We start from the raw sequence: 11602 nt of genomic DNA on the forward strand, positions 1-11602 counted from the left end.
CTCCCGGTCATAGTATCTTCCCGGGATTCATGATGCTGAGCGGGTCGAGCGCGCCTTTGATGGCACGCATCATGCCGAGTTCGACCGGCGATTTATAGCGCGCCAGTTCCTCGCGTTTCAGCACGCCGATGCCGTGTTCGGCCGAGATCGAGCCGCCAAAGGCGTCGACCAGGTCGTGCACGATGCGGTTCACCGACGCCTGATGGGCCAGGAAGGCATCATGTTCCACACCGATGGGAGGCGCCACGTTGTAGTGCAGGTTGCCGTCGCCCAGGTGGCCGAAGGTCACGGGCTGGCAGCCGGGGAAGGCCTGGTCCAGCGCGGCGTCGGCGCGCGCGATGAAGTCGGGAATGGTTGAAACCGGCAACGAGATGTCATGCTTGATATTCTTGCCGGCCGCCGCCTGCGCCAGGGGGATGTGCTCGCGCAGCCGCCACAGGCCAAGCGCCTGCTGCTGCGAGGTGGCGACCACCGCGTCGCGCGCCACGCCGGCCTCCAACGCCTGGCCGACGCTGGACTCCAGCAGACCATGCGCATGCTGGTCGGACTCGTTGCTCGACAGCTCGACCAGCGCATACTGGGGATGGCGCGCGGCGAACGGTCTCGGCAGGTCGGGAAACTGCGCCGCCACCAGGTCCAGGCAAAAGGCCGACATCAGCTCGAAACCGGTCAGCGCCGCGCCGCAGCGCGCCTGCAGCAGGCCCAGCAGCTCGAGCGCATGGCGCGGCGAGTCGAGCGCCACCAGCGCGGTGAGCGCGGCGCGCGGCGCCGGATACAGTTTCAATACCGCCGCCGTGATCACGCCCAGCGTGCCTTCGGCGCCGATGAAGAGGTCGCGCAGCGCATAACCGGTATTGTCCTTGCGCAGGCCGCGCAAGCCATCCCACACCTCGCCCTGGGCATTGACGACTTCGAGGCCCAGGCACAGTTCGCGCGTATTGCCATAGCGCAGCACGGCGGTGCCGCCGGCATTGGTCGACAGGTTGCCGCCGATCGTGCAGCTACCTTCGGCCGCCAGCGACAGCGGATACAGCATCCCGGCGTACGCGGCCGCGGCCTGGATGTCGGCCAGGATGCAGCCGGCCTCCACCGTCATGGTGCGGTTGGCTGGATCGATGGCCCGGATCCGGTTCAAGCGCCGCAGCGACAGCACGATCGCATCGCCGGACAGGTCGGGCACGCTGCCCATGACCAGGCCGGTGCGGCCGCCCTGCGGCACGATGGGCACGCGCGCCGCGGCGCAGGCGGTCACGATGGCGGCCACCTGCGCGGTGTCCAGCGGCAGCACGACCGCCAGGCCGCGTCCGCTGTAGCGGCCGCGCCAGTCGGCCATGAAGGGCGCCATATCGGCTTGATCGGTGATGACGTGGCTGGCGCCGACGATCGCGCGGCAGCGGGCCAGCAGCGATGCCCTGCTATCCTCAGCCATGCGGCACTTTGACCTTGTCCAGCAATTCCTTGGCCAGGCGCTGCGCCTCTTTTTTATAGGGCCGCAGGTAGAGCAGGGCGCTGAAGTAATACACGACCACCAGCACGATCTCGCCGATCGCCATATGGCGCGAGGCCGCGCTCTGGTCGGCCCAGGCCCGCACCACGCCTTCCGCAAAATAGATCAGGATCAGCATCGACGACCATTGCAAGGTGTACAGGTCGCGCTTGATCACCCCACGCAGCGGCAATAGCAGGGGCAAGGCCTTCAGCGCCAGCAGCCAGCTGCCCGGCTGCAGCGGCGCGACGAAGGCTTCCCAGGCGACCAGCCAGCCGATCAGCCAGATCAGGCTGGCGATCGCCCCGATATGAAAGAGTCTTTTCCCTGTTCCCATCAGTGCCTTCCATGCAGTTTCAGGGCCGCTTCCGCCAGGCGGCGACCGAGCGCGATCGACAGTGTACGCTCGTCTTCGGTCACGGGGCGCTTGCCGTCGACGCCGGCCCAGTGGGTCGCGCCATAGGGGCTCCCGCCGCTGGCCGTGTTCATCAATTCAGGATGGGTATAGGGCAGGCCCATCACCATCATCCCGTGGTGCAGCAGGGGGATCATCATCGACAGAAGGGTCGCCTCTTGCCCGCCGTGCAGGCTGCCGGTGGAAGCGAACACCACCGCCGGCTTGCCGGACAGCGTACCATTGACCCAGTCGGTCGCCGTACCGTCGAGGAAATACTTCATGCTGGCCGCCATATTGCCGAAGCGGGTGGGCGAACCGAGCGCCAGGCCGGCGCATTCGCGCAGGTCGTCCAGCTCGACATAGGGCGAGCCCTGGTCGGGAATGCCGGGCGCGGTCGCTTCGGCGACGCTGGACACCGGCGGCACGGTGCGCAACCTGGCCTCCGCCCCCGGCACGCTGTCGATGCCCTGGGCAATCAGTTCGGCCAGCTTGCGCGTGGCGCCATGGCGCGAATAGTAGAGGACGAGGATGCTCAGAGGGGTCGTGTTCATCCTTGGTATTATAGTGCGCTTTGTTGAAATGACATGCTTGCGACGATGACGATACCGGTGAATCCGACACCATGCTGAACAAGACACTGAGCCAGTTCGCGCGCGCCGGCGGCGAGTCCGGGGGCGACACTGCCGAGCGTGGCCTGACCTGGCCTGAAGCACGCGACCTGGTGCGCTTCGCCGCGCGCCGCCTGCGCGAGGAACGCCTGCCGCAGGTGGCCGGCAGCCTGACCTTCACCACGACCCTGGCGCTGGTGCCGCTGTTGACCATCGTGCTGGCCATCTTCACCATGTTCCCGGCCTTCGGCCAGGTGCGCGAGATGATCGACGCCTGGTTCGTGCAGAACCTGATGCCCAGGGCGATCGCCAGCACGATCAGCGGCAACCTGACCCAGTTCGCCGACAAGGCCAAGGGCCTGTCGGCGCTCGGCGCGGTGGCGCTGCTGTTCACCACGGCGGCCACCATGAGCCTGATCGAGCGCGTGTTCAACCAGATCTGGAGCGTGCGCCAGCCGCGCCCCTGGGCCCAGCGCCTGCTGGTGTACTGGGCCCTGCTGTCGCTGGGACCGCTGCTGTTCGGCCTGTCGCTGAGCTTCACCTCGCAACTGGTGGACGTGACTGGCGGCCTGGAGCGCGACGCGTCGCTGCTCGGCACCCTGTTCTTCACCCTGGCCTCGGTGGCGGTAACGACCGCCGGCTATACCCTGCTGTACGTGGTGGTCCCGAACCGCACGGTGGCCTGGCGCGACGCCTTCTGGGGCGCGCTGGCGGCGGCCATCGCCTTCGAAGTGGCCAAGCGCGGCTTCGGCCTGTTCATTCGCCAGTTCCCGACCTACGCCATCATCTATGGCGCGCTGGCGGCGTTGCCGCTGTTCCTGGTCTGGATCTACGTCACCTGGATGATCACCCTGGTCGGCGCCGTGCTCACGGCGGCGCTGCCGGTGGTCAAGCATGAGCGCTGGTGGTACCAGCCGGCGCCGGGCGGGGCCTTCGTCGACGCGATGTCGGTACTGAAGGTCTTGCATGGCAGCGCGAAGCTGAGCGGCAATGCGCTGGTCGCCAGCAGCACGATCCGCGAGCACACCCGCATCGGGTACGACGAACTGGGACGCCTGCTGGACCGGATGGTGGGTGAAGGCTGGGTCGGGCGGGTGCAGGACGAAGTTCCGCGCCGGGTCGGCTGGCGCTTCAACCGCCACGGCAGCCAGGAAAACTGGGTGCTGCTGGCCGACGCCGGCAGCCTGCGCCTGGCCGACGTCTATCGCGTGTTCGTGTTCGATTGCGCGGCGGCCGGGAACGTCCAGCGCGAAGAGGGTGAAACGACGTCGGCGCTGGCGCTCGATGCCGGCGAACTGGCGCGCCAGGTCGAGGATGCGGTGGAGGCGGGGCTGGACCAGACGCTGGCCGAGCATTTCGGCGATCCCGAGGAAGCCGTGATCGAGAAGATCGTGGGCTGACGGCCAGTCCAGCATCTCCCTGCAGCAGTCTGGCGTCCGAAATTGACTCACCATTTTGAATACTATCTAGACGTGTTTGACTACTAGCATAAGTGGGTCGACGCCTACGATGCGTAATGATTACATTAGTGACCCGGTACTCAATGAGCGTGCCGGGCCTTGAACGCGTTTCAATAAGGGGGCTGACATGGCCGGGCATCCGAGCTACCGGAAGAAGTTTCAGACCGATCCCGCACTCTTGAAGTTGGCTTCCATGGCGCCGCTCCATCCAAAGAAAGATCGTGCAGTTTTTTACGCTGACGACTTTGGCGCACGCCTCGCATCCTTGTTCGTAAAGCAAAATCCTGAATATACCCGTCTTGATGAACTGTTGAGTCAGACAAAGGCAGGGTGCGATCTTTGGTCGGCGCTCAAGGGGGGAGACTGGAGCCATACTGAGGAAGTATGGTGGGAACTGTCTTGGCGGCTTGCCAGAATTGCAGAAGGCACAGTGAACGTTTTTGGACCAACTCGTTTCGTTCGAAATGAGCCGATCAGCTCTTTTCGACACAGATACTCGACTGGTTCATTTGCGAATTCAGTCTTCGAGAAAGTCGAGTTGCCCGAATTGGAAGCGAATCCACGGGTGACACAGATACTCTACAATGGCAAGCCGTTTGGCGAATAGCATTCCAGCGGCGAATCGGCGCGCATGGCTTTCTCGGCCATCCGCATCAAGCCGACCACGCGCCGCTGCCACCGCTCACCAGCTCAGCTTGCCCGTCAACATCTGCCAGTACATCAGCCAGTCGGCGCGGAACGCGTACCAGGGGTGATCGAAGGTGGCGGGCCGGTTCTTCTCGTAGAAAAAATGTCCGACCCAGGCGCCGCCATAGCCGCCGACCAGCGCCACCGCAATCCACCAGGCGTCCAGGGTGCCGAAGAAGGAGACCAGCGCCGCGATGGCGATCGAGGTGCCGACGAAGTGGGCGCGGCGACAGCGGCGGTCGTCGTGCTGGCCCAGGTAGTAAGGATAGAACTCGGCGAAGCTGGCGTGACTGGTGCTCATCGCGTCTCTCCGATCATGGTCGTGGCGGTCGCGGCGGCGGCCCAGTCCAGCAGGGCGGCCAGCACCGCGTCCGGGGCCTCGCTCATCATCGCGTGGCCGGCGTCCACGCTGACGATCCTGCCATGCGCCAGCGCGGCGGTCAACGGCTGCGCCGAACGTGGCGGCGTCATCATGTCCTTGCGGCCCAGGACGAACAGGGTCGGGCAGGATACCGACGTCGCTGCGGTCGCGCCGTTGGCATAGGCGTTGCAGGCCGCGAAATCCGTATGGAACACCCCATCCGCGCCGCGCGCCGTCATGCGCTGCATCAGGCGCCGCGCCGTATTGAGGACGGAGATGCCGGGACCTGCGGTCGACGGACCCGGCAGCCAGGCGGCATGCGACCAGGCCGCGACCATCTCGATGGCTGATTGTGGATCGGTGCGCGCACTCTCCAGCAGCGTGTCCGACACCTTCATCGGGAAGGTCGTACCGAGCAGGGCCAGCCCCGCCACGCGCTGCGGCGCCAGGTGGGCTGCTTCCAGTGCGATGAGCGAGCCCATGCTGTGGCCGGCGAGCAGCGCGCGTTCGACCCCGGCCGCGTCGAGCAATGCAGGCACCCACGCGGCCATGGCCTCGACCGTGGCCAGCGGCGGCCCGCCGCTGCGGCCATGGCCCGGCAGGTCGGGCGCCAGCACCGCGTGGCCGCGATGGGCCAGCGCGCGGCTTTGCAGGGCCCATACCGAGTGGTCATTCTGGGCGCCATGCAGCAATACAATGACGGGCAGCGTGGGGTCGAAGGTCTTGCCGCCGGTGTAGCAGTAGACCTGCTGGTGGTCGACGTCGAGCAGCATCTCAGGCCCCCTTCGCAGCGAGCTTCAGGCCGCGTTTCAGGTCGTCGATCAAATCGTCCGGGTCTTCCAGGCCGACCGACAGGCGCAGCGTGCCTTGCGTGACGCCGCTGGCCGCGAGCTGCTCGACCGGCACCCGGAAGTGGGTGGTCGACGCCGGGTGGATCACGAGCGACTTCGCGTCGCCCACGTTCGCCAGGTGCGAGAACACCTGCAAGCCGTCGGCGAAGCGGCGCCCGGCCGCGCGGTCGCCCTTCAGTTCGAAGGTGAACACGGCGCCGCAGCCTTTCGGCAGCAGCCGCTGCGCCAGCGCGTGGTCGGGATGCGATGCCAGTTCGGGATAGGACACCGAGGCCACCAGCGGATGGGCGGCCAGGAACTCGACCACGCGCCGGGTATTGGCGGCGTGGCGTTCCATGCGCAGTCCGAGCGTCTCGATGCCCTGCAGGATGGCGAATGCATTGTGCGGGCTCATGGCGGCCCCGAAGTCGCGCAAGCCTTCGCGCCGCGCGCGCAGGGCGAAGGCGCCGACGGTCGACTCGTCGCTGAATACCATGCCGTGGAAGCCGTCGTACGGCTCGCACAGGGTGGCGAAGCGCCCGCTGCGTTCATGCGCCGCCTGCCAATCGAAAGCGCCGCCATCGACCAGCAGGCCCCCGATTGCGGTGCCGTGCCCGCACAGGAATTTGGTGGCCGAGTGGAACAGCAGGTCGGCGCCGAGGTCGAACGGCCGCTGCAGGTACGGCGTGGCGAAGGTGGCGTCGACCATCAGCGGCAGGTCGTGGGTGTGGGCGAGGTCGGCGATGGCGGGGATGTCGAGCACGTCGAGGCCCGGATTGCCGAGGGTTTCGCCGAACAGCAGCCTGGTCGTCGGGCGGATCGCGGCGCGCCAGGCATCGAGGTCGCGCGGGTCGACGAAGGTGGTCTCGACCCCGAACCGGCGCAGCGTATGGGCCAGCAGTTTGTGCGAGCCGCCGTACAGCGCGCGCGAAGCCACGATGTGGTCGCCGGCGCCGGCCAGCGTCGCGAGGCCCAGGTGCATGGCGGCCTGGCCGCTGGCGGTGGCGATGCCGGCCACGCCGCCTTCGAGCGCCGCGATGCGTTCTTCGAGCACCGCATTGGTCGGATTCGAGATGCGCGAATACACGTGCCCCGCCTGCTCCATATTGAACAAGGCCGCGCCGTGGCCGGAATCGCGGAAGGCGAACGAGGACGTGAAATGGATCGGCGTGGCGCGCGCGCCGGTAAGGGGATCGGGGGCGCTGCCCGCGTGCACGGACAGGGTGTCGAAACCGGGAAGTCGGGGACCGCTCATGCTGGACTCTGTGGAATGGAGATGGCGCATCCTAGCAGGTATGGTTTGTTGCGCAATCTGCGCTGCACCATCTTGTCGTCTTGCTTGCACCATGATGCAGCGCAACGCTGGATTTTTTGGCGGGCATAGGCTACAGTCGGTGTTATGCCTTATACAAATTTATCCAGTATCAGCAATATTGACGAAGCGGGGGTGGCGAACATGAAAGTTTCGGAAATCCTGCAGGTGAAGGGCAATATCCTTTATACCGTGACGCCCGACCAGCCGCTGGTCGACGCGGTGACCACGATGTCCGAGAACGATATCGGTTCGCTGGTCGTGATGGAGTATGGCGACCTGGTCGGCATGCTGACGTTCCGCGAGGTGCTCAAGGCGCTGCACGCGAACGGCGGCGCGGTCGGCGCCGGCACCGTGCGCCGCCACATGGACGACAGCCCGATCACCGTGACTCCGGACACCGAAGTCAACGAGGTGCGCCGCATCATGCTCGAGAAGCACGCGCGCTACCTGCCGGTGATGGATGCCCGCACCTTGCTGGGCGTGATCTCGTTCTACGACGTCGCGCGCGCGGTACTCGAGGCGCAGAGCTTCGAGAACCGCATGCTCAAGGCGTATATCCGCGACTGGCCGGCGGAGCAGAACGCGGCGGATTGAGCCAGCGTCACACGCACGTCGTTACCTCCACTGGAGGCAACGATTTCCCGCGAAGGCGGGAACCCAAGTCAATTCGCGCTGACGCTACGTGCGCTATTGGTGGCGGCACTTAGAACTTGGGTTCCCGCCTGCGCGGGAACGACGTGGTTCTTGTGCCGGTAGAAATGCCGCTCACGCCGATCACGCCGCGCGCGTCACCGGCTGGCCCGCCAGCCACTCCAGCAAGCCCTCCGGCGACAGCGGCCGCGCATACAGGAAGCCCTGCGCCAGCGGGCAGCCGAGCTGGCGCAGGATCTGCGCCTGGCGCTCGTCCTCGACCCCTTCCGCGATCACCGACAGGCCCAGGTTGCGGCCCAGCTGCACCACCATCTGGGCGATGCTGCTGCCGCGCGCCGATCCCGTGATTTCGGTCACGAAGGCGCGGTCGATCTTGAGCCGGTCGACCTGCAGCCGCTGCAGGTGCGACAGCGAAGAAAAACCGGTGCCGAAATCGTCGATCGCGATCGACACGCCGGTGCGCTTGACCTGCGCCAGCTTCTCGACCAGCAGCGCCGGTTCTTCCATCGCCATCGATTCCGTGATCTCCAGTTCGATGTATTCGGGCGGCGCACCAGTATCGTCCAGCGCGCGGCGCAGCATGTCGAGGAAGTGCGGATGCCGGAACTGCACCTGCGAGACGTTGACCGACATCGTGAAATCGCGGTGGCCGGCGCCGCGCAGGCGTATCAGCTCGGCGCAGGCCTGGCGCAGCACCCATTCCCCGATCTCGACGATCAGGCCCGAGTACTCGGCGATCGGGATGAAGCGGTCGGGCGGCACCAGGCGCCCGTCTTCCTGGCGCCAGCGCAGCAGCGCCTCGGCGCCGAACGGGCGGTTGGTGCCGAGATCGACCTGTGGCTGGTAGTGCAGGAACAGCTGGCCGCGCTGGAAGCCGCTGCGCAGCGCGTGCATCATGCGCACCCGCTCGCGGATCTCGACGCCCATGCTGCGCGAAAAATAGAAGTGGCCGGCGCGCTGCTGCGACTTGGCGCGCTTGAGGGCGATGTCGGCATCCTTCAGGGCGTCGGCGCCGCTGCCGTCGTGCTCGTTCAGGCGCACCAGGCCGAGCGTGGCGGACACCTGCACGTCCTGGCCGTCGATGCGGAACGATTCGCGGAACAGCGCCTGCACCTGGGCCGGCTGCACCGCGTCGGCCTCGCCCAGCACGCAGAAGATGTCGCCGCCGATGCGGCCGATCTCCAGGCCGGGGGCCAGGCGCGACTTCAGGCGCTGGCCGACCGACACCAGCAGCAGGTCGCCGAAATGGTGGCCGAGGGCGTCGTTGGTCTCGGCGAAGTGGTCCAGGTCGACCAGGGCCAGCACGGCGCCGGCGCGGCGCGGGCTGGCCAGCAGGGCGTCGATCAGCTCGACCATCCGGGTGCGGTTCGGCAGCCCGGTCAATGGATCGTGGAAGGCCGACTTGTTCAGGTGGGTGACCAGTTCGCAGTTGTCGAGGCAGACCGCGACCATGCCGCAGAAGACCTTCAGCAGGCGTCGTTCGAGCTCGTCGACCGGACGGTCGAACGGGATGCAGGCGACGAAGTCGCGCCCCGCCTTGCCCGGGAAGTACAGGTTCAGCAGGCCGTCCTCGGCGCCGCACTGGCGGGTGAGCAGGGTGCGTTCGGCGGCCCGCGCGAACGGCCCGCTCAGTTCGCGGCCGTCGAGGTGGCGGCAGGCGCCGGCCGCGGCCACCGCGCGCAGGGTCTCGGGCCGGCCGTGGCCGGTGTCGCGGGTGCACAGCACGCCCTCGGCCGCCTGGCCGACCAGGCGCCCGACCTGGGCCAGGATGCCGAGCGCCACGTCGCGCACGCCGTGCAGGGCCATCAATTCGGAGCAGGCGGCGACGATGCGCTCCATGCCCAGCCGGTTGGCCTCGAGTGCGCGGATCTGCTGGTAGGAGCGGATCGCGGCCGCCACCGTCGTGTACAGCTTGGTGCGGGTGAGTTCGGACTTGGTGCGGTAATCGTTGATGTCGTAGCCGCGGATGGCTTCCATCTCGGGCGCATAGCCGGGCTGGCCGGTGCGCAGGACGATGCGCAGGTCGTGCAGGCCCAGTTCGTCGCGAATGCGGCGCACCAGGCGCAGGCCGGCGTCGGCCCGCTCCATCACCACGTCCAGCAGGACGACGGCGATATCGTCTTCGCGCGCCAGCAGGTCGAAGGCTTCGCTGGCGGAATAGGCGTGCAGGAAGGCCAGCGGGCGGCCCTGCATCTCGACATTGCCGAGAGCGAAGGTAGTGGTCGAATGCACGTCGGCATCGTCGTCGACCACCAGGATCCGCCATGCTGGGTGCGAGGATGCGGCGGCAGCGGCTTCGTCGGCAAAGACGAGGTCGTCGTTCATGAGCTCTTCGCCCACGAGGTTGGCGCTACCGCGGTCATCCTTCATTGGTCCCGAGGGCGTAATCGATGCTGGCATGTGCTACGTCTCCAGGTTGTCTCGGCATGGATAACTTCAGTATATATGCAATTGTAAAAAGGAAACGAACGATCGGCGCCGGCTGTGCAAAATATTTCCGTATGGGAACATATTGCGACAGTCGACGCAATAATGTTCGTTTCTGCTTGCCAGAGGGCCTGTTAGAATGGTAATTCGATCAATCCAATATCAAGACGCACATGTCCGGCAATACTTTTGGTAAGCTGTTTTCCGTCACCACCTTCGGCGAATCGCACGGCCCCGCGATCGGCTGCGTCATCGACGGCTGCCCGCCCGGCATGGCCCTGTCCGAGGCCGACATCCAGCCCGAGCTCGACCGGCGCAAGCCTGGCACCTCGCGCCACGTGACCCAGCGCCAGGAGGCCGACCGGGTCGAGATCCTGTCCGGCGTCTACCAAGGCCTGACCACCGGCACCCCGATCGCGCTCCTGATCCGCAACGAAGACCAGCGCAGCAAGGACTACGGCAATATCGCCGAGAGCTTCCGCCCCGGCCATGCCGACTACACCTACTGGCATAAATACGGCGTGCGCGACCCGCGCGGCGGCGGCCGTTCGTCGGCGCGCCTGACCGCGCCGGTGGTCGGCGCCGGCGCCGTCGCAAAAAAATGGCTGCGCGAACGCCACGGCACCGAGTTCCGCGGCTGCATGCGCGCGCTGGGCGATATCGCGGTGCCGTTCGAGGGCTGGGAACACGTGCACGCCAATCCCTTCTTCGCCGCCACCGGCGACGCCGCCCTGTTGCAGCGGATGGAAGAGGCGATGGACCAGTTGCGCCGCGACGGCGACTCGATCGGCGCCCGCATCGACGTGGTGGCCAGTGGCGTGCCGGTCGGCTGGGGCCAGCCGATCTACGACAAGCTTGACGCCGACATCGCGTACGCGATGATGGGGATTAACGCGGTCAAGGGCGTGGAAATCGGCGCCGGGTTTGCGTCGGTGGCGCAGCGCGGCTCGGAGCATGGCGACGAGCTGACGCTCGAGGGCTTCGTGGGCAACCATTCCGGTGGGGTGCTGGGCGGGATCTCGACCGGCCAGGACATCACGGTGTCGCTGGCGATCAAGCCGACGTCGTCGATCCGCGTGCCGCGCCGCTCGATCGACAAGGCCGGCAATCCGGCCACAGTGGAGACCTTCGGTCGCCACGATCCCTGCGTCGGCATCCGTGCGACGCCGATCGCCGAGGCGATGCTGGCGCTGGTGCTGATCGACCACGCGCTGATGCATCGGGCGCAGTGCGGGGATGTGCAGGTGGCGACGCCGAAGTTGAAATAATCCGGCGACCTTCGCCTCGTCGTTACCTCCACCGGAGGTAACGACTTCCCGCGCAGGCGGGAACCCAAGTTTGCATGCATCGCCATTATCGTCAGCCCTAGCGGCAGTGCGA

General features: G+C 66.6%; 11 protein-coding genes. 4 read left to right on the top strand and 7 right to left on the bottom strand.

Annotated elements, in window-relative coordinates:
• Window positions 1-7 precede the first annotated feature (7 nt).
• The 3 genes from Q9246_RS24040 to wrbA are packed head-to-tail and all read right to left on the bottom strand — an operon-like array spanning window position 8 to window position 2434.
• Window positions 8-1429, bottom strand: coding sequence for an FAD-binding oxidoreductase (locus tag Q9246_RS24040; protein WP_306393693.1), 1422 nt, complete (start codon window positions 1427-1429; stop codon window positions 8-10).
• Window positions 1422-1823: a DUF2069 domain-containing protein gene (locus Q9246_RS24045; protein ID WP_306393695.1), complete on the bottom strand. Its 402-nt coding sequence runs from the start codon at window positions 1821-1823 to the stop codon at window positions 1422-1424. The genes Q9246_RS24040 and Q9246_RS24045 overlap by 8 nt, the downstream gene beginning before the upstream one ends.
• Window positions 1823-2434: an NAD(P)H:quinone oxidoreductase gene (gene wrbA / locus Q9246_RS24050; RefSeq protein WP_306393697.1), complete on the bottom strand. Its 612-nt coding sequence runs from the start codon at window positions 2432-2434 to the stop codon at window positions 1823-1825. Before wrbA ends, Q9246_RS24045 begins: the two co-directional genes overlap by 1 nt.
• Before the next feature lie 71 nt (window positions 2435-2505).
• Between wrbA and Q9246_RS24055 the strand changes: the two genes are divergently transcribed.
• Together Q9246_RS24055 and Q9246_RS24060 are read left to right on the top strand one after the other, a co-directional pair.
• Window positions 2506-3891, top strand: a complete 1386-nt coding sequence (locus Q9246_RS24055) for a YihY family inner membrane protein (RefSeq protein WP_306393699.1) — start codon at window positions 2506-2508, stop codon at window positions 3889-3891.
• Between the two features lie 187 nt (window positions 3892-4078).
• Window positions 4079-4558 carry a hypothetical protein gene (locus tag Q9246_RS24060; RefSeq protein WP_306393700.1) on the top strand — a complete coding sequence of 160 codons (480 nt, stop codon included), beginning with the start codon at window positions 4079-4081 and terminating at the stop codon, window positions 4556-4558.
• Between the two features lie 75 nt (window positions 4559-4633).
• Here the strand turns inward: Q9246_RS24060 and Q9246_RS24065 are convergent, their stop codons facing one another.
• From Q9246_RS24065 to Q9246_RS24075, 3 genes are read right to left on the bottom strand one after another with little or no spacing between them, the layout of a single operon-like run.
• A complete protein-coding gene (locus tag Q9246_RS24065) occupies window positions 4634-4939 on the bottom strand; it encodes an Mpo1-like protein (RefSeq protein WP_306393703.1) in 306 nt (101 codons plus the stop codon).
• The gene (locus Q9246_RS24070) at window positions 4936-5772 is read right to left on the bottom strand and encodes an alpha/beta fold hydrolase (RefSeq protein WP_306393705.1); all 837 of its coding nucleotides are present in this window, start codon (window positions 5770-5772) and stop codon (window positions 4936-4938) included. The genes Q9246_RS24065 and Q9246_RS24070 overlap by 4 nt, the downstream gene beginning before the upstream one ends.
• A 1-nt stretch (window position 5773) precedes the next feature.
• Complete coding sequence (locus tag Q9246_RS24075) at window positions 5774-7084, bottom strand: O-acetylhomoserine aminocarboxypropyltransferase (RefSeq protein WP_306393706.1); 1311 nt, start codon at window positions 7082-7084, stop codon at window positions 5774-5776.
• Window positions 7085-7285: 201 nt separating this feature from the next.
• On the opposite strand from Q9246_RS24075, the gene Q9246_RS24080 reads away from it, so the two are divergent.
• Window positions 7286-7738 carry a CBS domain-containing protein gene (locus Q9246_RS24080; protein ID WP_306393709.1) on the top strand — a complete coding sequence of 151 codons (453 nt, stop codon included), beginning with the start codon at window positions 7286-7288 and terminating at the stop codon, window positions 7736-7738.
• A 180-nt stretch (window positions 7739-7918) separates the two neighbouring features.
• Here the strand turns inward: Q9246_RS24080 and Q9246_RS24085 are convergent, their stop codons facing one another.
• A complete protein-coding gene (locus Q9246_RS24085) occupies window positions 7919-10195 on the bottom strand; it encodes a putative bifunctional diguanylate cyclase/phosphodiesterase (protein WP_306393711.1) in 2277 nt (758 codons plus the stop codon).
• A gap of 200 nt (window positions 10196-10395) precedes the next feature.
• Between Q9246_RS24085 and aroC the strand changes: the two genes are divergently transcribed.
• A complete protein-coding gene (gene aroC, locus Q9246_RS24090) occupies window positions 10396-11490 on the top strand; it encodes a chorismate synthase (protein ID WP_306393713.1) in 1095 nt (364 codons plus the stop codon).
• Window positions 11491-11602: the final 112 nt, after the last annotated feature.

Origin of the sequence: Telluria beijingensis, assembly GCF_030770395.1 — a bacterium.
Classification (GTDB): Bacteria; Pseudomonadota; Gammaproteobacteria; order Burkholderiales; family Burkholderiaceae_D; genus Telluria; species Telluria beijingensis.